Annotated in this window: 18 protein-coding genes and 3 pseudogenes; 12 read left to right on the plus strand and 9 right to left on the minus strand. The window is 73.1% G+C overall.

All coding sequences use genetic code 11. The features are described 5' to 3' along the window. Positions 1 to 7 precede the first annotated feature (7 nt). The 3 genes and pseudogenes from LRS07_RS12575 to LRS07_RS12585 all read left to right on the plus strand — a co-directional run bounded on the left by LRS07_RS12575 (position 8) and on the right by LRS07_RS12585 (position 1382). Positions 8 to 319 carry a DUF2818 family protein gene (locus LRS07_RS12575; RefSeq protein WP_260498371.1) on the plus strand — a complete coding sequence of 104 codons (312 nt, stop codon included), beginning with the start codon at positions 8 to 10 and terminating at the stop codon, positions 317 to 319. Positions 320 to 335: 16 nt separating this feature from the next. Continuing rightward, positions 336 to 917: an NUDIX domain-containing protein gene (locus tag LRS07_RS12580; protein WP_260498372.1), complete on the plus strand. Its 582-nt coding sequence runs from the start codon at positions 336 to 338 to the stop codon at positions 915 to 917. Next, a pseudogene (locus LRS07_RS12585) lies at positions 914 to 1382 on the plus strand (DUF1178 family protein). The gene LRS07_RS12580 and the pseudogene LRS07_RS12585 overlap by 4 nt, the downstream one beginning before the upstream one ends. 30 nt (positions 1383 to 1412) lie before the next feature. On the opposite strand, the gene LRS07_RS12590 reads toward LRS07_RS12585, so the two are convergent. Further along, positions 1413 to 2831 carry an FAD-binding oxidoreductase gene (locus LRS07_RS12590; protein WP_260498373.1) on the minus strand — a complete coding sequence of 473 codons (1419 nt, stop codon included), beginning with the start codon at positions 2829 to 2831 and terminating at the stop codon, positions 1413 to 1415. Then, entirely contained in the window at positions 2828 to 3271 is a 444-nt protein-coding gene (locus LRS07_RS12595) for a DUF2069 domain-containing protein (RefSeq protein WP_260498374.1), read from the minus strand. The genes LRS07_RS12590 and LRS07_RS12595 overlap by 4 nt, the downstream gene beginning before the upstream one ends. A 19-nt stretch (positions 3272 to 3290) precedes the next feature. On the opposite strand from LRS07_RS12595, the gene LRS07_RS12600 reads away from it, so the two are divergent. The 4 genes from LRS07_RS12600 (at position 3291) to aroC (ending at position 7257) form a co-directional block, all read left to right on the plus strand. Then, on the plus strand, positions 3291 to 4580 hold the full coding sequence (locus tag LRS07_RS12600) for a YihY family inner membrane protein (RefSeq protein ID WP_260498375.1): 1290 nt from the start codon (positions 3291 to 3293) through the stop codon (positions 4578 to 4580). Between the two features lie 79 nt (positions 4581 to 4659). After that, entirely contained in the window at positions 4660 to 5139 is a 480-nt protein-coding gene (locus LRS07_RS12605) for a CBS domain-containing protein (RefSeq protein ID WP_260498376.1), read from the plus strand. A gap of 171 nt (positions 5140 to 5310) precedes the next feature. Then, on the plus strand, positions 5311 to 6087 hold the full coding sequence (locus LRS07_RS12610) for a PEP-CTERM sorting domain-containing protein (protein ID WP_260498377.1): 777 nt from the start codon (positions 5311 to 5313) through the stop codon (positions 6085 to 6087). Positions 6088 to 6156: 69 nt separating this feature from the next. Further along, a complete protein-coding gene (gene aroC, locus LRS07_RS12615) occupies positions 6157 to 7257 on the plus strand; it encodes a chorismate synthase (protein WP_260498378.1) in 1101 nt (366 codons plus the stop codon). 18 nt (positions 7258 to 7275) lie between these two features. Here the strand turns inward: aroC and gntR are convergent, their stop codons facing one another. After that, positions 7276 to 8298 (minus strand): HTH-type transcriptional regulator GntR, encoded by a 1023-nt coding sequence (gene gntR, locus LRS07_RS12620; RefSeq protein ID WP_260498379.1) that lies wholly within the window; start codon positions 8296 to 8298, stop codon positions 7276 to 7278. A 164-nt stretch (positions 8299 to 8462) separates the two neighbouring features. Here gntR and LRS07_RS12625 point away from each other — a divergent pair, with 164 nt between their 5' ends. From LRS07_RS12625 to LRS07_RS12640, 4 genes and pseudogenes are all read left to right on the plus strand, one after another. Then, positions 8463 to 8993, plus strand: a complete 531-nt coding sequence (locus tag LRS07_RS12625) for a gluconokinase (RefSeq protein WP_260498380.1) — start codon at positions 8463 to 8465, stop codon at positions 8991 to 8993. Between the two features lie 44 nt (positions 8994 to 9037). Next, positions 9038 to 9487, plus strand: coding sequence for a TRAP transporter small permease subunit (locus tag LRS07_RS12630; protein WP_260498381.1), 450 nt, complete (start codon positions 9038 to 9040; stop codon positions 9485 to 9487). A 5-nt stretch (positions 9488 to 9492) separates the two neighbouring features. Next, positions 9493 to 10785 carry a TRAP transporter large permease gene (locus LRS07_RS12635; protein WP_260498382.1) on the plus strand — a complete coding sequence of 431 codons (1293 nt, stop codon included), beginning with the start codon at positions 9493 to 9495 and terminating at the stop codon, positions 10783 to 10785. Positions 10786 to 10818: 33 nt separating this feature from the next. Beyond that, positions 10819 to 11833 (plus strand): annotated as a pseudogene (locus LRS07_RS12640) (TRAP transporter substrate-binding protein). A 63-nt stretch (positions 11834 to 11896) separates the two neighbouring features. Here LRS07_RS12640 and LRS07_RS12645 read toward each other — a convergent pair. After that, complete coding sequence (locus LRS07_RS12645) at positions 11897 to 13117, minus strand: polyhydroxyalkanoate depolymerase (protein WP_260498383.1); 1221 nt, start codon at positions 13115 to 13117, stop codon at positions 11897 to 11899. 173 nt (positions 13118 to 13290) lie between these two features. On the opposite strand from LRS07_RS12645, the gene LRS07_RS12650 reads away from it, so the two are divergent. Then, on the plus strand, positions 13291 to 13944 hold the full coding sequence (locus tag LRS07_RS12650) for a glutathione S-transferase family protein (protein WP_260498384.1): 654 nt from the start codon (positions 13291 to 13293) through the stop codon (positions 13942 to 13944). A gap of 72 nt (positions 13945 to 14016) precedes the next feature. On the opposite strand, the gene LRS07_RS12655 is transcribed toward LRS07_RS12650, so the two are convergent. The 5 genes and pseudogenes from LRS07_RS12655 to LRS07_RS12675 form a co-directional block, all read right to left on the minus strand. Then, complete coding sequence (locus LRS07_RS12655; RefSeq protein WP_260498385.1) at positions 14017 to 14670, minus strand: AGE family epimerase/isomerase; 654 nt, start codon at positions 14668 to 14670, stop codon at positions 14017 to 14019. Positions 14671 to 15104: 434 nt separating this feature from the next. After that, positions 15105 to 15512, minus strand: a complete 408-nt coding sequence (locus LRS07_RS12660; protein WP_260498386.1) for an H-NS family nucleoid-associated regulatory protein — start codon at positions 15510 to 15512, stop codon at positions 15105 to 15107. Positions 15513 to 15594: 82 nt separating this feature from the next. Further along, a complete protein-coding gene (locus LRS07_RS12665) occupies positions 15595 to 18351 on the minus strand; it encodes a bifunctional diguanylate cyclase/phosphodiesterase (RefSeq protein ID WP_260498387.1) in 2757 nt (918 codons plus the stop codon). Positions 18352 to 18444: 93 nt separating this feature from the next. Continuing rightward, positions 18445 to 19398 (minus strand): glycosyltransferase family 4 protein, encoded by a 954-nt coding sequence (locus LRS07_RS12670; RefSeq protein ID WP_260498388.1) that lies wholly within the window; start codon positions 19396 to 19398, stop codon positions 18445 to 18447. Positions 19399 to 19546: 148 nt separating this feature from the next. Then, positions 19547 to 20533: pseudogene (locus LRS07_RS12675) on the minus strand (glycosyltransferase family 9 protein); the annotation flags it as partial. Positions 20534 to 20537: the final 4 nt, after the last annotated feature.

The following is a 20537-nucleotide window of genomic DNA, read 5'->3' on the forward strand; positions in this document are numbered from 1 at the left end:
CTGAGCGATGGACCAGGGCGCCGCCGTCTGGCTGGTCCTGCTGGTCGGCGTGCTGGCCGCCAACTGGCCCTTCTTCACCGAGCGCCGGCTGCTGGTCGGTCCCCGGCACGGTGACAAACCGCTGGCCTGGCGGCTGGTCGAACTGCTGCTGATGGCGGCGCTCACGCTCGGCCTGGGCTGGGGGCTCGAGGCCCGGCTGGGCCAGCGCGCGCCGCAGGGCTGGGCCTTCTACGCCGCCGCCGGCTGCCTGTTCCTCACCTTCGCCTTTCCCGGCTTCGTCTGGCGCCACCTGCGGCGGCGCCGACCCGAAGCCGACTGACCGAGACCCGCCCGCCATGTCCGCCGCTCCCGTCGACGCCCACCTCATCGAGACCCGCCTGCGCACCGAGGGGCTGCTCAAGGGCCGCTTCCTCGACGTGCGCCGCGACACCGTGGCGCTGCCCGGCGGCGGCGAGGCGACGCGCGAGTACGTGGTCCACCCCGGGGCGGTGATGGTGGTGCCCATCCTCGACGACGGCCGCCTGGTCGTCGAACGGCAGTACCGCAGCCCGCTGCAGCAGGTGGTGCTGGAGTTCCCCGCCGGCAAGAAGGACCCGGGCGAGAGCGGCCGCGTCTGCGCCGAGCGCGAGCTGGCCGAAGAAACCGGCTACCGCGCGGCCGAATGGGGCCACGCCGGCGTGCTGCACAACGCGCCGGCCTATTCCACCGAGCACATCGAGATCTGGTTCGCCCGCGGCCTCACCGCCGGTGCCGCCAAGCCCGACGTCGGCGAGCACCTGGAGGTGCTGGCCATGACCGAGGACGAGATCGACCGCCGCGCCGGCGCCGGCGAGCTGACCGATGCGAAGACGCTGATCGGCCTGCTCTGGCTGCAGAAGTGGCGCGCCGGGCGCTGGCCGGTGCGGTGGTCGTCATGAAGGTCCTCGACCTGTCCTGCTCCAACGGCCACGGCTTCGAAGGCTGGTTCGGCTCCGAGGACGACTACCAGTCGCAGAACGGCCGCGGCCTGATCGAGTGCCCGCTCTGCGGCGACAAGGTCATCCGTCGCCTGCCCAGCGCGCCGCGGCTGAACCTGTCGGCCGCCGGCCGGGCGCCGCCGAAGGCCCCCGCGCCCGGGCCGGTACCGCAGCCGCCGGCCCCCCGTGCCGCCCGAGGCCGACCTCCAGGCCCGCTTCCTGCGCGCGGTGCGCGAGGTGCTCGCCAGCACCGAGGACGTCGGCCGCCGCTTCGCCACCGAGGCCCGCGCCATCCACCACGGCGAGGCGCCCGAACGTCCCATCCGCGGCCAGGCCACCGCCGACGAGGCGCGTGAGCTGGCCGAGGAGGGCATCGAGGTGGCGCTGCTGCCGGTGCCCGCCGCGCTGAAGGGGCCGCTGCAGTGAAGGCGGCCTGAAGGGGGCGCGCCGGGCCGTTCAGGACGTCCCGACCACCCGCCCCGGGTTGAGCAGGCCCTGCGGATCGAGCGCGCGCTTGATCGCCCGCATCAGCTCCAGCGCCACCGCCGGCTTGCGCCGCCGCAGGTCGTCGACCTTCAGCGCGCCGACGCCATGCTCGGCCGAGAAGCTGCCGCCGAAACGGTCCACCGCGTCGTAGACCAGCGCGTTGACGGCCGCTTCGTGCTGCTGCAGGAAGGGCGCCGCGGCGTCGCCTTCGGGCGCCTGCACGTTGTAGTGCAGGTTGCCGTCGCCCAGGTGGCCGAAGTTGACCAGCCGCGCGCCGGGAAAGCGGGCCTGCAGCCCGGCGTCGGTGGCCTCGACGAAGGCCGGGATGCTGGACACCGGCAGCGAGATGTCGTGCTTGATGTTCAGCCCTTCCTCGGCCTGCGCCAGCGGGATCGACTCGCGCAGGTGCCACAGCGCCTTCGACTGGGCCACGCTTTCGGCCACCGCGGCGTCGGTGATCAGGCCCGCTTCCAGCGCCGCCTCCAGCAGCGACTCGAACTGGGTGCGGGCGTGGGCCTCGCTCTCGCTGTCCGACAGCTCCAGCAGCACGGTCCACGGCGCGGCGGGCAGCGGCCGCGGCAGCTGCGGAAAGTGCTTGGCGACCAGCGACAGGGCGAACTCGCCCATGACCTCGAAGCCGGTCAGGCCGGAGGCCAGCCGCGCCTGCGCCAGGCCGAGCAGGCGCACCGCGGCCGGCATCGTGTCGCAGGTGGCCAGCGCGGTCATGCGCGCGGCCGGCTGCGGGTACAGCTTCAGCGTCGCCGCGGTGATGATGCCCAGCGTGCCCTCGCTGCCGATGAAGAGGTCGCGCAGGTCGTAGCCGGTGTTGTCCTTTCGCAGGCCGGACAGGCCGTCCCAGACCTCGCCGGCGGCGGTCACCACCTCCAGCCCCAGGCAGAGCTCGCGTGCGTTGCCGTAGCGCAGCACCTGGGTGCCGCCGGCGTTGGTGGCCAGGTTGCCGCCCAGCGTGCAGCTGCCCTCGGCCGCCAGCGACAGCGGCAGCAGCAGGCCTTCGGCGTCGGCCGCCTGCTGCGCCGCCTGCAGCACCACACCGGCCTCGGCCGTCATGGTCAGGTTGTCGCGGTCGATGGTGCGCACCCGGTTGAGCCGCGACAGGCTGAGCACCACCTGCCGGCCGCTGTCGTCCGGCACCCCGCCACCGACGAGGCCGGTGTTGCCGCCCTGCGGCACCAGCGGCACGCCGTGCGCCGCGCAGGCCTTCACCACCGCCGCCACCTCGTGCGTGTTGCCCGGCCGCACCACCGCCAGCGCGCGCCCACGATAGCGCTTGCGCCAGTCCAGTTCCCAGGCCGACAGGTCGCCGTCGGTCAGCACCTGCGCCGGGCCGACCGCCGCGCGCAAGGCCTGCAGCACCGCGTCGTGACTCATGTGGCGTCGCCCCTGGCCGCGGCCGCGTTGCGCAGCCGCCAGCGCACGTGCAGCGCGCAGGCGGTGAACAGCAGCAGGCACAGCACCACCTCGACGGCGGCCAGCAGCGCGCTGATGCCGGTGTCGCTGGTGGCGCGCACGGCGCCTTCGGTGAAGTAGATCCAGACCAGCAGGCTCAGCCACCGGTAGGTGTACATGCGGTGCTTCAGCAGGCCGGGCAGCGGCAGCAGCAGGGGCAGCACCTTGAGCACCAGGCTGCGCTGCCCGGTGGGCGCCAGCCACAGCTCCCACAGCAGGCCGAGCACGATGAGACCGAGCACGCTGCCCACCGCCAGCGCCCGCGTGAAGCGGATACCGGCCGACGCGGGCTTGGACAGGGAAGGGGAGGAGGACGGCGAGGCGCCAAGCGCCGCGTCCGACTGCAGGGGCAGGCCGGGCATGTGGGGCATCATAGCCAGCATGGTCTGGTCCGCCGTCCGCAAACCCGATGCCCGCGGCGACGGCCGGGAGGTGGTGCGGGTGGCGGACCCCTCCGCGGCGCCCGACGTGGTGCGGCAGACGCTGACCGGCCTGGCCGACTGGCCCTGGCTCGAGACCGTGAAGGTGCTGCGCCAGCGCTTCCGCGAGGACCGGCTGGCGCTCACCGCGGGCAGCCTGACCTTCACCACCCTCATCGGCCTGGTGCCGCTGCTGACGGTGATGCTGGCGCTGTTCACCGCCTTCCCGGTCTTCGCCAGCCTGCAGCGCGCGCTGGAGACCTACTTCCTGCAGAGCCTCGTGCCGCCCAGCATCTCCAAGCCGGTGCTGGCCGCGCTCACGCAGTTCGCCGCGCGGGCCAGCCGCATCGGCGGCGCCGGCCTGGTCGCCCTGGTGGTCACCGCGCTGGCGCTGATGCTGACCATCGACCGCACGCTCAACGGCATCTGGCGGGTGCGCCGCCCGCGGCCGATCGCCCAGCGGGTGCTGGTGTACTGGGCGGCGATGACGCTGGGCCCGCTGGCGCTGGGCATCAGCCTGTCGCTCACGTCCTACGCCATCTCGGCCTCGCGCGGCATCGTCGACACGCTGCCGGGCGGGGTCACGCTGCTGCTGGACGGCGTCCAGTTCATGCTCATCACCGCCGGGGTGGCGGGTCTGTACCGCTTCGTGCCGAACACGCACGTGCCGTGGCGCCATGCGCTGGCCGGCGGCCTCTTCGTCGCTGTCGGGCTGGAGCTGGCGCAGCGCGGGCTCGGGCTGTACCTGGCGCTGGTGCCCGGTTATTCGGCCATCTACGGGGCCTTCGCCACGGTGCCGATCTTCCTGGTCTGGCTCTTCGTCAGCTGGGTGGTGGTGCTGCTCGGCGCCGTGCTGGCGGCCTATGCGCCGACGCTGCGACTCGGGCCGCTGCGCCAGGCGGGCCCCGGCCAGCCGTTCGAGCTGGCGCTGGCGGCGCTGCGCGCGCTGCGCCAGGCGCGACTCGACGGCCACGCCGGGTTGGGCCTGCAGACGCTCGCCGGCCGGCTGGCGGTCGAGCCCCTGCGGCTGGAGCCGGTGCTGGAGGTGCTCGTCCGGCTGGACTGGGTCGGCCGGCTGGACGAGGAGGGCGACCCCCGCCATGCGCTGCTGTGCGACCCGGAGCGGGTGCCGCTGTCGCCGGCGATCACCCGCCTGCTGCTCGCGCCATCGGCCGACGTGGGTGCCTTCTGGCGGCGCGCCGGCTTCGAGCGGCTGACGCTGGCCGAGGCGCTGGCGGCCGACGAACGTTGAGGCCGAATCGGTGACCGTCCCGGGAGGTTTCGACGGGGTTGTGTGCTATGTTGAACGCCGAGACAGCATCGAGACAGCCATGAAAGTCAGCGACATCCTGCGCGTCAAGGGCAACACCCTGTTCACCGTCGAGCCGGACCGGCCGCTGGCCGATGCGCTCACCGCCATGGCCGAGCGCGACATCGGTTCCCTGGTGGTGATGGAATACGGCCACCTGGTCGGCATGCTCACCTTCCGCGAGGTCATCCAGGCGGTGGTGAAGAACGGCGGCGTCGTCGGCAAGACGCTGGTGCGCTCGGTGATGGACGACGCACCCCTCACCTGCACCCCCGAGACCGAGATCGACGAGGTGCGCCGCATGATGCTGGGCCGGCACGCCCGCTACATGCCGGTGATGAACGGCCGCACGCTGATGGGCGTGATCTCGTTCTACGACGTGGCCAAGGCGGTGGTCGACAGCCAGGACTTCGAGAACCGCATGCTCAAGGCCTACATCCGCGACTGGCCGGTGGAAGAGGAGCAGGCGGCGCAGGAGAAGGAAACGCGCCCGCTGCTCTGAGCCGCCGGCCGACAGGCTGTGGCGTGCGCGCCGCAGTGCGCGGCCTCGCTGCACCGCCCGCCGTGAAGCGCATCACGGCAACGCCCTCGGCGGCACGACCTCCCCGTCCCCGCGGGGGGCGCCCGCAGGCAACAGCTTCTTACAGTGACTCCATCGCAACCGGAGTCCCTGATGAAACTGCTGTCCCTGAGCCGCCTGGCCGCCGCATCCGCCCTGATCCTCGGTGCCGTCGCCGCCCACGCGGTGCCGGTCGCCCTCACCAGCTGGACGGCCGAAAGCACGCCGAAGCTGGGTGACCAGCCGAACGCCCAATGGGTCGTGCAGCCTGGCGGCACCTCGGTCAAGGAAACGACCAACGGCCAGCCGACCTTCTTCTACAGCGACTTCAACGCGGGCGGCAAGGTCATCACCGCCGACGTCAAGGCGGGCTCCGCAGACGACGACTTCGTCGGCTTCGTCATCGGCTTCGACCCGGGCGAGGCCACGAGCGCCTCGGCCCAGTACCTGCTGATCGACTGGAAGAAGACCGACCAATTCCACAACTTCGCCGCCCCGTCGACCGTGGCCGGCAGCACGGCGCAGCGCGGCCTGGCCATCTCGCTGGTGCAGGGCGCGCCGCAGGCCGACCAGTTCTGGGGCCACGGCAGCGGCATCACCGAACTGTTCAGCAACACCACGCCGTGGGCGCCGGCGAGCACCTACCAGTTCAGCTTCACGGTGCTGGCGAACACGGTCACCGTGGGCCTGAACGGCAGCACGCTCTACACCGCGCAGGGCAGCTTCGGCGAGGGCCGGTTCGGCTTCTACAACTTCTCGCAGGCCAACGCGCTGTACGGCAACGTCCAGGTGTCGCCGGTGCCGGAGCCCGAGACCTACGCCCTGATGCTCGGCGGCCTGCTGGGCGTCGGCTTCATGGCACGCCGCCGCGCCGGCCACCACCGCGGCTGATCGCGCGGCGCCACGCGGCGTCGACCCGAGGGCGCTTGGTACCATCCGGCGCCCTTTTCCCTTTCCGCCATGTCCGGCAGCACCCTCGGCCTCCTGTTCCGCGTCACCAACTTCGGTGAGAGCCACGGCCCGGCCATCGGCTGCGTGATCGACGGCTGCCCGCCCGGCCTGGCGCTGAGCGAAGCCGACATCCAGGCCGACCTCGACCGCCGGCGCCCCGGCACCTCGCGCCACGTCACCCAGCGCAACGAGCCCGACGCGGTGGAGATCCTGTCCGGCGTCTACGAAGGCCAGACCACCGGCACGCCGATCTGCCTGCTGATCCGCAACACCGACCAGCGCAGCAAGGACTACGGCAACCTGCTCGATACCTTCCGCCCCGGCCATGCCGACTACACCTACTGGCGCAAGTACGGCCTGCGCGACCCGCGCGGCGGCGGCCGCTCGTCGGCGCGGCTGACCGCACCCACCGTCGCCGCCGGCGCGGTGGCGCGCAAGTGGCTGCGCGAGCACCACGGCGTGGCCATCACCGGTTGGATGGGCGCGCTCGGCGAGATCGAGATCCCGTTCGAGGGCACCGAGCACATCGGCCGGAACCCCTTCTTCGCGCCCAACGCCTCGATCATCGATCGGCTGGAAGCGCACATGGACGCCTTGCGCAAGGCCGGCGACTCCTGCGGCGCGCGCATCGAGGTGCAGGCCAGCGGCCTGCCGCCGGGCTGGGGCGAGCCGCTGTACGACCGCCTTGACGCCGACATCGCGCACGCGATGATGGGCCTCAACGCCGTCAAGGGCGTGTCCATCGGCGACGGCTTCGACGTCGTCGCGCAGCGCGGCAGCCAGCACGGCGACGAGCTGACGCCCGAGGGCTTCGCGGCCAACCGCGCCGGCGGGGTGCTGGGTGGCATCTCAACCGGCCAGGCCATCCGCGTGTCGCTGGCCATCAAGCCGACGAGTTCCATCCGCACGGAGAAGGCCAGCATCGACCGCACGGGTGCCCCGACGCAGGTGCAGACCTTCGGCCGCCACGACCCCTGCGTCGGCATCCGCGCCACGCCGATCGCCGAGGCGCTGCTGGCGCTGGTGCTGATCGACCATGCGCTGCGCCACCGCGCCCAGTGCGGCGACGTGGTGCTGCCCACGCCGCCCATCCCCGGCGCCATCGGCTGAGCCGGGGCCGAGCGCGGGTCAGCTGCTCTCGCGCACCACCACCTCGTAGGACAGCCGCACGCAGTGCTCGGCCGGCGTTTCGCCGCGCATGAGCTGCAGCAGCATCTGCGCCCCGGCGTGGCCCACCTCGGCGCGCGGCGTGCGCACGCTGGTCAGCGGCGGCAGCATCTGCGCGCTGCCGGCCAGGTCGTTGAAGCCGGCCACGGCCAGGCGGCCGGGCACGTCCAGGCGCAACCGCTGCGCGGCCAGCAGCCCGCCCTGGGCCAGGTCGTCGTTGCAGAAGAAGACGGCGTCCACGTCGGGCCGCAGGGTGAGCAGCCGCTGCAGCAGCTCGCCGCCGAGCGCGATCGACGACCGTTCCGCGCTGAGCAGCTCCAGCCCGGGGTCGTGCAGGCCGGCGGTGCGCAGGCAGCGGCGGTAGCCCTCGGCGCGCTGCAGCGTGCGCGGGTCGAGCTGCGCGGCGACGAAGCCGATGCGGCGCCGGCCGCGCGCCAGCAGGTGCTCGGTGATGGCGGCCCCGGCGTCCGCCTGCGAGAAGCCGACGCAGTGCACGCCGGGCGCGTCGCTCAGCTCCATCAGGTGCACGCAGGGCAGGCCGGCGTCGGCGATCAGCCGGCGCGAGCGCTCGGTGCGGTCGAAGCCGGTGACCAGCAGCCCGGCCGGCCGGTGCGCCAGGTGGCTGGCCAGCAGCCGTTCCTCTTCGCCGGTGTCGTAGTGGGTGACGCCGATCAGCGGCTGGTAGCCGGCGGGGAAGAGCACCCGGTGCACCGCCTCCAGCAGGTCGACGAAGAGCGCGTTGGACAGCAGCGGCACCAGCACCGGCACCTGGCTGCTGCGGGCCGAGGCCAGCGCCCGTGCGGCAGGGTCCGGCACGTAGCCCAGCCGCTGCACCGCCTGCCGCACCCGTTCGGCGAGTTCGCCGTCGACCCGGCGCTCGCCGCGCAGCACCCGCGACACCGTGATGGGGCTGACGCCCGCGGCCGCGGCCACGTCCTGCAGCGTGGTGCGGCCGCTGCCGCGGGGACGGGGTGGGCGGGGCATGTCAGCGGGTTTGCACCAAGGTTCGACTGAAGACGAGTGATTAGGATAGCGCTATCCAAGGCGAGGCTGCTCAGGGGCGAACCCGTATGCAAGCCGTCATCCTTTGGAAGCGGTATGGGTTTGCCCGCCGCCGAGCCATAGGTCTAATGAGATAGCGCTGTCCAATGTCCGACACCACCTCACCCGCCGCACCGCCCCACCTCGTGGTCATGGGCGTGGCCGGCTGCGGCAAGACCAGCCTGGCCGAGCGGGTGGCGGCGACGTTGCGCGTACCGGTGGTCGAGGGCGACGCCTTCCACACCCCGGCCAGCCGCGACAAGATGCGCCGCGGCGTGCCGCTGGACGATGCGGACCGGGCCGGCTGGCTGGCGACGCTGTCCGACGTGCTGCGGTCGCATCCCGACGGGGCGGTGCTGGCCTGCTCGGCGCTGAAGCGGCGCTACCGCGACCGGCTGCGCGAGGGGCTGCCGGCGCTGCGCTTCGCCTACCTGGAGATCGACGAGGCGACGGCCCGGGCCCGGGTGGCGCAGCGCCAGGCGCAGCACCTGTTCCCGCCGACGCTGGTGGCCAGCCAGTTCGCGACGCTGGAGCCGCCGCTGGGCGAAGCCGGCGTGCTGCGGCTGCAGGCCACCGACCCGCTGCCCGTGCTCACCGACGCGGTGGTGCGCTGGCTGCAGCCTGAGGTGCCCTCGTGAGTGGATCGGCGACACACCCAGCCCGCCGCCTGGCCGACGTCGCCATGGCCGCCTGCCTGGCGGTGATGGCGCTGGCCGTCTTCGTCAACGTGGTGCTGCGCTACGGCTTCGGCAGCGGCATCGCCGCCGCCGAGGAGCTGTCGCGCCTGCTCTTCGTGTGGATGGTGTTCATCGGTGCCGCCACCGCCTACCCGGCGGGCGAGCACATGGCCTTCACCGGGCTGGTCGGCCTGCTCGCGCGGCGGCCGGCCGCGTTCCGCCTCGCGACGGTGCTCATCCGGCTGCTGGTCCTCGCGGCCTGCGCGCTGCTGGCCTGGGGCGCCTGGCAGCAGGTGTTGGTGGGGCTGGACAGCCGGTCGGTGGTGCTGGGTTATCCGGCCGCGCTGCTGCCGCTGCCGGCGCTGCTGTGCGCACTGGCCATCGGCGTCATGGCGCTGGTCGAACTGGTGAGGCGCACGCCGCTGGATTTGGGCCACGCGGCCGACATGGAGTAGGGCGCATGGCCCCCGAAGCGCAGGCCTTCATCGTCTTCTCGGCCGGCATGCTGCTGCTGATGGGCATCGGCATGAACATGGCCCTGGCGCTGGTGCTCACCGGCGCCGGCATGGCCTGGGTGCTGGACTTCTGGGACACCCAGCTGCTGGCGCAGAACCTGGTCGCCGGCATCGACAGCTTCCCGCTGCTGGCGGTGCCCTTCTTCATCCTGGCCGGCGAGCTGATGAACAGCGGCGGCATCAGCCGCCGCATCATCGACATGGCGCAGGCCTGGGTCGGCCACATCCACGGCGGGCTGGGCTACGTGGCCATCGGCGCGGCGGTGCTGCTGTCGGCGATGTCCGGCTCGGCGCTGGCCGACGCGGCGGCCATGTCCTCGATCCTGCTGCCGATGATGCGCCGGCACGGCTACCCGGTGGCGGCGTCGGCCGGGCTCATCGCCTCGGGCAGCGTGATCGGGCCGATCATCCCGCCGTCGATGGCCTTCGTCATCTACGGCGTCACCACCAACACCTCCATCTCGGCGCTGTTCCTCTCCGGCATCGTGCCCGGGCTGCTGATGGGCGGCGCGCTGGTGGTGGCCTGGACCCTGCTGCTGCGCCGGATGGACATCGCCGGCGACCCGCCGGTGCCGATGGCCCAGCGCCTGCGCGCCACCGGCCGCGCGCTGTGGGCGCTGCTGATGCCGGTGATCATCATCGGCGGCATGAAGTCCGGCGTCTTCACGCCCACCGAGGCGGCGGTGGTCGCGGCCTTCTACGCGCTGGCCATCTCGCTGTTCGTCTACCGCGAGATGCGGCTGCCGCAGCTCGGCACCGTGCTGGTCAACGCGGCGAAGACGACGGCGGTGGTCATGTTCCTCTGCGCCGGCGCCCAGGTGGCCAGCTACATGATCACGCTGGCCGACCTGCCGGCGGTGCTGACCGGCTGGCTGGGCCCGCTGGCGCAGAACCCGCGGCTGCTGATGGCGGTGATGATGGTGGTGCTGGTGGTCATCGGCACCGCGCTCGACCTCACGCCCACCATCCTCATCTTCGCGCCGGTGATGCTGCCCATCGCCGTCAAGGCGGGCATCGACCCGGTGTACTTCGGCCTGATGTTCGTGCTCAACGGCTCGATCGGCCTCATCACGCCGCCGGTGGGCACGGTGCTCAACGTCGTCGCCGGCGTCGGCCGCATCGGCCTCGTCCAGGTGATCCGCGGCGTCAACCCCTTCCTGCTGACGTACTTCGTGATCCTCGCGTTGTTCGTCGCCTTCCCGCAGATCGTCACCGCGCCGGTGGCGTGGATGCGCTGAACCGCCACCGGCTTGCCCACAGGAGACATTGCCATGACCGTCACCCGCCGTTCCCTCATCGCGCTGTGCGCCACGCTGGCGCTGTCCGCCCAGGCCGCCGCGCAGGACATCAAGCCGCGCATCATCCGCTTCGGTTACGGGCTGAACGAACAGTCCAACCAGGGCCGCGCCGTCAAGCGCTTCGCCGAGGAGGTGGAGAAGGCCTCGGGCGGCAAGATGCGCATCCGCGCCTTCGGCGCCGCCAGCCTGGGCACCGACGTGCAGATGCAGCAGGCGCTGATCGGCGGGGCGCAGGAGATGATGGTCGGCTCCACCGCCACGCTGGTCGGCATCACCAAGGAGATGGCGCTGTGGGACACGCCCTTCCTGGTCAACAACGTCAGGGGAGGCCGACGCGCTGCTGGACGGCCCGGTGGGCGAGAAGGTCAAGGCCAAGCTGGAGGAGAAGGGCCTGGTCGGGCTGGTCTACTGGGAGAACGGCTTCCGCAACCTGACCAACAGCAAGCGGCCGATCGCGAAGCTGGAGGACATGGATGGCGTCAAGCTGCGGGTGATGCAGAACAACGTCTTCCTCGACAGCTTCAAGACGCTCGGCGCCAACGCGGTGCCGCTGCCCTTCTCGGAGCTGTTCGCGGCGCTGGAGACCAAGGCGGTCGACGGCCAGGAGAACCCGTTCAACACCATCCTGTCGAGCAAGTTCTACGAGGTGCAGAAGTACCTCACGGTGACCAACCACGTCTACAGCCCGTGGATCGTGCTGGTCAGCAAGAAGTACTGGGACCAGCTGTCGGCCGACGAGCGCAAGGTGCTGATGGCGGCGGCGCAGAAGAGCCGCGACTTCGAGCGCCAGGACACCCGGGCCGAGGCCGCCCAGGCGCTGGCCGACCTGAAGGCCAAGGGCATGCAGGTCAACGAGCTGCCGCCCGCCGAGGCCGCCCGCATGCGCGACAAGCTCACCCGCGTCAACGCCAGCGTGGCCACCAACGTCGGCATGGACCTGTGGAACGAGACCCAGGCCGAACTGACCAAGATCCGAGCCAGGAAGTAGCAGCACCCAGTCCCAGGGGACAGACCGCGCAGCGGTCGGCGGCCGGCCCCGAGGCCGGGGGCTTCACCCCACCCGGTGGATGGTGTCGCGCACCATCGGGTAGATCTGCCGCTGCCAGCGCTTGCCGCTGAAGACGCCGTAGTGGCCGGCGCCGGCCTGCACGTAGTGGCTCTTCCAGTAAGGCTTCAGGCCGCTGCACAGGTCGTGCGCGGCCAGCGTCTGGCCGAGCGAGCAGATGTCGTCGCGCTCGCCCTCGACGGTGAGCAGCGCGGTGCGGCGGATCGCGTCGGGCCGCACCGGCCGGCCGCGCCAGGTCAGCTTGCCGGTGGCCAGCTCGTAGCGCTGGAACACCCGTTCCACCGTCTCCAGGTAGAACTCGCCCGGCAGGTCGGCCACGGCGAAGTACTCCTCGTAGAAGCGCTGGATGCCGGCGCCCTTGCCCGCGGGATCGCCGTCGGCGCGATGGCGCCAGTAGTCGAGCAGCATGTCGACGTGGCGCTGCACGTTCATGCTCATGAACGCGCTGAGCTGCACGAAGCCGGGGTACACCCGGCGGCCGGCGCCGGCATAGCGGCCGGGCACGGTGGCCAGCAGCCGCTGCTCGAACCAGGCCCGCGGCTTCTCGTTGGCCAGCTGGTTCACCGCGGTGGGGGAGATGCGGCAGTCCACCGGGCCCGCCAGCAGGCACAGGCTGCGCGGGGTGCAGGGGTCGCCGTCCTCGGCCATCAGCGCGGTGGCGGCGAGCGCCGGCACGCATGGCTGGCAGATCGCCATCAGGTGGCTGCGCGGGCCCATCGCCCGCAGGAACTGCATCAGGTGCTCGGTGTACTCGTCCAGCCCGAACGGGCCGGCCGAGCGCGGCACGTCGCGGGCGTTGTGCCAGTCGGTCAGGTAGACGTCGTGGTCGGCCAGGGCGGTGCGCACGGTGTCGCGCAGCAGCGTGGCGAAGTGGCCCGACATGGGTGCGACGATGAGCAGCGGCGGCTGCGGCGGCGCCTCGGGCTTGGCGAAGTGCACCAGCGTGGCGAACGGGGTGCGCAGGACCGGGCGCTCCTCCACCGCCCACGCCTGCCGGCCGGTGCCCACCCTGTCGATGCCGAAGTCGGGCCGGCGGTGGGTGAATTCAGTCAGCAGCAGCAGTTCCAGGGCCGCGCGCCAGCGCCGCAGCAGGGGCGCATCGGCCGCCGGGTTCAGGGGCGCCGCCAACCAGGGCAGCAGCCAGCGGGCGGCGCTGCGCACCGCGGCGCCCGCGTCGGCCTGGGCCTGGTAGCTGGGGTAGAGCATGGCGGTCTCCTCGTCGGTCGCGCGGCCCGTCCGGGCCCTGGGCGCCGCCGCACGCAACTCCCGAGCCAAGCGTGAGGGCGTCGATCCGGCCGCTGATTGGCACAGGCCTTGCGAACCGCGGCCGACCCGCCCGGGCCGACCGGCCTGCAGGCAAACACCCGAGAGGAGACCGGATGGCCGCCACGCTGACCCTGAGCAGCCGCAACTACTCGTCCTGGTCGCTGCGCGGCTGGCTGCTGGTGCGCTTTGCCGGCCTGGCCTGCGAGGAGGTCATGGTCGCCGCCGACGACGAGGACGCCCGCCAGGAGATGCTGCTGCTCGCGCCGTCCATCCGCGTGCCGCGTCTGTCGCACGACGGGGTGGAGGTGTGGGACACGCTGGCCATCGCCGAGTACCTGCACGAGCTCAAGCCGCGCAGCGGCCTGCTGCCCACCGACCGCAAGGCGAGGGCGCACTGCCGCGCGGTGTGCGGCGAGATGCATTCCGGCTTCGCCAGCCTGCGCGCCGCGCTGCCGATGAACCTCAAGGGCGATTTCCCCGGCTTTCGCATCTGGGCCCGGGCGCAGGCCGACATCGACCGCATCCACGAAATCTGGCGCGAGTGCCTGGTCGCCTACGGCGGCCCCTTCCTCTTCGGCACCAAGCCCGGCATGGCGGACGCGATGTACGCGCCCGTCACCACCCGCTTCGCCACCTACCACGTCGCGCAGGACGCCGCCTGCCAGGCCTACTGCGACCGGGTGCGCGCGCTGCCCGAGATGGTGGCGTGGCGGGAGGCCGCGCTGGCCGAGCCCGACGAGATCGACGAACTCGACATGGAGTTCTGAAGCCCCTCGGCCTGGCGGCCGCCCCGCCCCTGACCGCTGTCGCGGTCCGTCCCTGGGACGTCCCGACCCTGCCTAGGGGCTGAGCGCCCGCAGGCCGGCCAGGATGGCCTGCAGCATGGCGGTGGCGGTGGCGCCGTCGTCGTCGGCTGCGTCGACGCCGGCGGCCGGCCGCCAGCGGCCTTCCAGGTCGTGGTCGCGCAGGTGCTCCCACGCGAAGGCCCAGACGCGGTCGTACCAGTCCCAGTAGCCGCCTTCGAGCGTGCGGGTGGCCAGCGTGGCGGCGGCGGCGATCGCCTCCGCCTGCACGGCGGTGGGCCGCCGGGCGTCGATCACCACGAATTTGGCGTCGTGCGCCGGGTTCTGGGCGTCGTGGGCCACCGGCTGCAGCAGACGTTCCAGTCCGTCCTCGACACCGATGCAGGCGTGCAGCCCGTCGTGGGCACGGTCCCAGCCGCGCAGCATGCTGGCGGCGAACAGCTCGCGGGCCTGGTGCTCGCCGAGGGCATGGTCGTCGCCCTCGACGACGGGTGCATCGGCGGGCGTCACCGCCATCAGCAGGCGGGCCAGGCACAGCGCCAGGCCCGGGTGAAAGCCGGGCACCACGCCGTCCTCGGCGGTCCGCCGCGGCTGACCGTCGGCGCCCCAGGGGTCCCACAGCAGGCCCTGCGGCGCCAAGGCGGCGAGCCGCGCGGCCAGGGCCGGCGCTCGGGGCGAGCCGAGCAGCACCAGCGCCTGCAGCCGCGCCAGCGGCCCGGCCAGGCTGCCCGCCGCAGGCGTGGTCCTCGCCGGCGTCCGGTCGGGGTCCGAGGCCGGCGAAGAAGGCCGCCGCGCGGGCCTGCAGCGCGAGCGGGTCCGCCGCGGACGGCAGTGCGTCGAGCAGCGCCTGCGCCTGGACGCGCCAGGTGCCGGCGCGGGGGTGGCGCGAGAAGGCGTCGGCGGCCAGCGCCAGGCGCAGCAGGCGGTGGGTGGCGGCGGGTCCGGCCGTGGGCGCCGGCCCGGCCACCTCGTCGAAGGCGAGCAGGGCCAACGCCTGGCGGCGCAGGAAATCGGGGTCTCGGAAGTCGGGCGGCAGGGCCATCATGCCGCCAGTATGGGCGACACGCCGGCCCGGCGCCACGCGCCTCGGCGGCCGCCGACGTCCTGCGGGCCTGCCGCCACGCTCAATGGCGCGACCAGGCGACGGGCGGCCCGTTCTCAGGCGCCGCTTCGGCGGCGTCGCCCGCCGGCGGCGTCGACGGCGTCGCCTCGGCCGCCGCCTTGCGCAGCTCGGCCACGGTGTAGCCCTCCTGCAGCAGGGCGCGGCGCAGCCAGTCCGGCTGCGCGCCGTCGCCGTCCCAGGTCTCGGCGGTCACCGGATGGCGGTACTTGACGGGCCGCAGCACCGGCTCGGCCCGCGGTGGCGTCGGCAGTTCGCCTTCCAGCTCGTGCGGCTGGATGCGCCAGAACTCGACCAGCGAGCGGATGGTGTGCAGCGCGACACGCCGGCGGGCCAGCCATTCGGACCGGTCGTCGGCGTCGTCGACCAACGAAGGCGGGGTGGGTTCGGCGAGCGGGGGCAGCGCGGACATGGAGGTGTCGGAAACCGCAACGGTCGCCGAATGGCAATCATTGTGCCCGCCCTTGCGGGCGACCGGCGCCCGGGGATGTCGTTCAGGCCGCCAGGGCATGGCCCATCCGAGACACCAGCGCCTCCAGCGGCATCGGCCGGTTGAACAGCCAGCCCTGGCCAAGGTCGCAGCCCAGCCGGCGCAGCAGGGCGGCCTGCGGTTCGGTCTCCACGCCCTCGGCCAGCACCATCAGCTTCAGGCCGTGGCCCAGGCCGATGATGGACGACGCGATGGCCACGTCGCTCGGGTTGTCGGGCAGCCCGCGAACGAAGCTGCGGTCGATCTTCAGCTTGGCCAGCGGGAAGCGTGACAGGTAGCTCAGGCTGGAGTAGCCGGTGCCGAAGTCGTCGATGGCGAAGCCGATGCCCATCGCGCGCAGCCTTTGCATCGTGGCGATCGAGGCGTCCGGGTTGTCGATGACCATCGACTCGGTGATCTCCAGCTCCAGGTCCTCCGCCGCCCAGCCGGTGGCCTGCAGGCAGTGCCCGATCATGTCCACCAGCCCGGGCGCGCGCAGCTGGCGCGGCGAGAGGTTCACCGCCAGCGTGAGCCGCCGCCCTGTGCGTTCGCGCAGCGACCGCATCTCGGTGCAGGCCTGGTGCAGCACCCATTCGCCCAGCGGCACGATGAGCCCGGTCTCCTCGGCGATGGGGATGAAGCGGTCCGGCGGCACGAAGCCGTGCCGGGGGTGCGGCCAGCGCAGCAGCGCCTCCACGCCGACGATGCGGCCGTCGGCGATGTCGACCAGCGGCTGGTAGTGCAGCGTCAGCGCCTGTGCGACCAGCGCCTCGCGCAGTTCGCCCTCCAGCGTCAGCCGCTCCGACGATGCGGCATGCATCTGCGGCGTGTACAGCATGTAGCCGTTGCGTCCGCGCCCCTTGGCCTGGTACATCGCCGCGTCGGCGTTGCGCAGCAGGGTGGGCAGGTCGTCGCCGTCGTGGGGACTGCAGGCCACGCCGATGCTGGGCGTCACCGTGAGCTGCCGGCCGCTGTTCAGCACCGGCTCGGCCAGCGCGGCGATCAGCTTGCCGGCCACCGCCTCGGCCTCGTCGGCGCTGCCCAGGTCGTCGAGCAGCACGACGAACTCGTCGCCGCCCAGCCGCGCGACCGTGTCGTGGCTGCGCACCGTGTGCTTCAGCCGCATGGCGACCGCGCACAGCACCGCATCGCCGGCGTTGTGGCCGAGTGAATCGTTGATCTGCTTGAAGCGGTCGAGGTCGATGAGCAGCACCGCGGCATGGCGGTCCTGCGCGCGCGCCGACGCCAGGGCACGTTCGGCGTGCTGGGTCAGCAGCGTGCGGTTGGGCAGACCGGTCAGCTCATCGTGGTGTGCCAGGTGGCGGATGAAGGCCTCGTGCCGCTTGCGCTCGCTGATGTCCTGCGCGAAAGCCAGCAGCCCGTCGACGCTGCCGTCGCCGCCGCGCAGCGGGGCGTACGCCACCATCACCGGCACCGTGCTGCCGTCGCGGCGCCGCCAGACGGCTTCGTGCACCTCGTCCTGCGTCAGCGCCTGGCCGGAGGGCGGTGTCTGGCCGCCGTCGCCCTCGGCGTCCTGCAGGCTGGCCAGCGGGACGCCGATCAGCGCCGCCGCCGGGCAGCCCAGCAGGTGCTCGCTGCCCGGGTTGGCCTGCAGCACCCGGCCCTCGCGGTCGCAGGTGATGACCGCCAGCGGCGCGCATTCCAGCACCGCCGCCGCACGCGATTCGCTGCGCTGCCAGGCGTCCCGCATGCGCAGCGCCAGGCTGAGGGCCCGGCGGCGCTGGTTCTGCAAGGTCGCGAGCAGCAGGCACAGCAGGAGCGTGACCAGCAGCCCGGCGGCGAGTGCGCCGTCGGCCCGGGTTTGCGGCATGAGCAGCCGGGTCAACCCCTGCGGCCTCAGTTGCGGCCGCTCGGTGACGCTGAGCAGCCAGGCGTGGCCGGCGTGCTCGATGCGGTGCAGCACCCGCGTCGACGGGCTGTACGCCGGCCCGTCGGAGCGGAACATCAGGGAGGAGCCGCCATCGTGTCGCTGGTCCGAGACCTCGAAGTGCAGGTTCTCGTTGCCGTGGGTGACCACGGTGCCGAGCAGCTGTTGCACGTCGAGGAAGGCGAACGCCACGCCGACCAGCGCATGGCTGCGGTCCTGCGGGGTGCGCGGCCACTCGCCCGGCCGGTACAGCGGCAGGTAGAGGACCGCGGCCGAGCGCTTGTCGGGCCGATTCACGGCCGTCGGCAGCACGAAGGCGGAGCTGAGCGCCGGCTCGCCGGTCTCCACCGCCCGCAGCAGCGCCTCGCGCAGGTCGGCCTCGCCGAGATGGTCCAGGCCGAGCAGCCGGCGGCTCAACGGGGTGCGCGGCCCGAGGAAGACCACCGGTGCGTGCGACTCGGCAGCGGCGTCCGTCGAGGGCGGCGCCTGCGGCGGCGGGCGCACCTCGAAGGCGGACGCACCGGCGGCCCGCATGCGCGTGGTCAGCGCCTGCACGTCCTGCGGCCGCACCAGCTGCACCATGCCGACGCTGCGCACCGCCGGCAGGTGGTGGACGAAGTCCAGGTGACCGACGAAGTGCTCCCAATCCTCCAGGGTCACCTCGTCACTGGCCGACACCAGGGCGGAGACGGCGCGCAGCAGGCGATCGGTCTCGGCCAGGCGCTGCTGCAGGTCGCGCACCACCTGGCCGACCTCCCGCTCGACGCGCACCCGCCGGCCCTCCCGGTCCTCCTCGTGCACCAGGTGCCAGACGCCCAGCGTCAGGGCGAGGCCGGCCAGCGCGACCACCAGCACGGGCAGCCAGCCGCCGGCCGGGCGTCGCGCCGTCGGCAAGGGGGTGGGAGGGACGGAGGGCACTGGGGGCTTATCGACCCCTCGCCCCCTCCCTTGAGGCGGGGTTTCGCCCGGCCGACGGGGCGATGCGCCCTAACCGGCCACCGTCTGCAGCACGCGCTGCCAATCCGTCACGAAGCGGCCGATGCCGAAGCGCTCCTGTGCCAGCCGGCGCCCGGCCTCGCCGACGCTACGCGCCAGGCCGGGGTCGGCCAGCAGGCGCCGCATGCTGTCGACCAGGCGGTCGAGCCGGGTGTCGACGAAGCCGGTTTCGCCGTCGCGCAGCACGGTCGCCAGCTCGGTCGTGGCCAGGCCGACGATCGGCGCGCCGACCATCATCGCCTCGACGATGGACAGCCCGAGGCTGGTGTAGCGGATGGGGTTGAAGAAGAAGCGCCGCTCGGCGACGAAGCCCGGCAGATCCTGGTGCGCCACCTCGCCCAGCCCGCCGGCGGCTTCGGCGTTCATGCCCACCAGCACCAGCGGCACCTGCTCGCGGACGGTGGCGTAGACGTCCGCCCCGAGCCGGCGGCCGCGCCGCGCCAGGTTGTTCACCACCACCACGCCCTCGGCCCGTTCGCCGCGGTAGCGGGCGTCGGCCAGCGGCCTGACACCGTGCTCGACGACCTGCACCGACGAGGCGCCGGAATCCCACATCAGCGCGTTGAAGTGCGTGCAGTGGACGATCAGCGTGTCGGGCGCGTCGGCGGCCCAATGGCGGGTGTTGGTCGGGTGCTCCTGCGGCGGGTCGTGCTCCAGCACGATGGCGGGCAGCCGGCGTTGTGCCGGGCTGAGCAGGGTGTGGCGTTCGGTCTCCCAGGCGTGGCGCGACTGGTAGAGCACCACGTCGAAATCCATCTGCGCCAGCGCCTCGACCGGCGCCTCCTTCACGTTGTCGCCCCAGGGCAGTCGCCCGCTGCGACCGCTGTGGTGGCTGGAGCGCTGCGCGTCGGTGACGAGCCAGAACTCGTGCGGCACCTGGCTCAGGTAGTAGAGGTAGTTGCCGTGGACGTGCCAGGTCAGGATGCGCAGGGGACGGCGGGGCATGGCGTGTCGTGGACGGTGGAAACCTGCACGAGCAGCCGGCGCGCCTGCGCCAGCACCCCTCGGGCGCCACGGCCAGCGCGCATTCGTGGCCGCTGGGGCAGTCGCGGTGGGCGCAGGGGCGGCAGGCGGCATCGGCCCACAGCACCGGGTGGCGCGCGCGGTCCAGCGGCGCCCAGCGGGCCACCTCGCTGCCGCTGGCGACGATGACGCTCGGCGTGGCGAGGGCGGCGGCCAGGTGCGACACGCCGGTGTCGTTGGCCACCACCAGCCGCGCGCGCGCGACCACCGCCGCCAGCGTCCACAACCCGGTGCGGCCGACCAGGTCCAGCACCGGCAACGGGCCGAGGGCGGCCTTCAGCGCCGCCGCCAGCCCGGCCTCGCCCGCGGTGCCGGTGATCGCCAGCTGGCAACCGTCGTCCGCGAGCGCCCGCGCCACGGCGGCGAAGCGGTCCACCGGCCAGCGGCGCGAGGGCAGCTGCGCGCCCGGGTGCACCAGCACCAGCGGCCGGCCGGGCGGCAGTCCCGACAGCAGGGCGTCGGCGTCCGCGTGGTCCCTGGCCTGCAGCGCCAGCGACAGCTGCAGCCCCTGGCGCGGCAGGCCCAGGTGGTCGGTCAGCGCCAGGCAGCGTTCGATCTCGTGGCCCTGCTCGGGCCAGGGCAGGCAGCGCGCGCCCTCGGGCCGCAGCGCATCGCCGCTGGCGAAGCAGGCCAGGTGGCGCGCCCCCAGCGCCGCCACCAGCGGGTTGATGAGCCGGCCGCTGCCGTGCAGCTGAAGCAGCAGGTCGAAGCCCTGCGCCTGCGCGTCGATGAAGAAGCCGGGCAGGGCGGACAGCCGCGGCGGGCTCTCCGGCAGGCCGGGCCAGCCGGGGAACGGCAGCAGGTCGTCGAGCTCGGGCAGGCGCTCGACCAGCGCCTCCGCCCACGGCAGCCCGATCAGCGTGATGCGCGCCTGCGGGTACGCCGCCCGCAGCGCCCGCAGCGCCGGCTGCGCGCACAGCAGGTCGCCCAGCACCAGCGCGCGGAAGACGCCGATGCGGCGCACCGCCTGCGCCGGCAGCCAGGGACGCGCCGGGGTCGGCAGGCTCACCGGGTGAGCCTTCTCGAGCCAGGGGCGGGCCGACGCGGTGGTGGCCATGCCG

This window comes from Aquabacterium sp. J223, assembly GCF_024666615.1.
GTDB lineage: Bacteria > Pseudomonadota > Gammaproteobacteria > Burkholderiales > Burkholderiaceae_C > J223.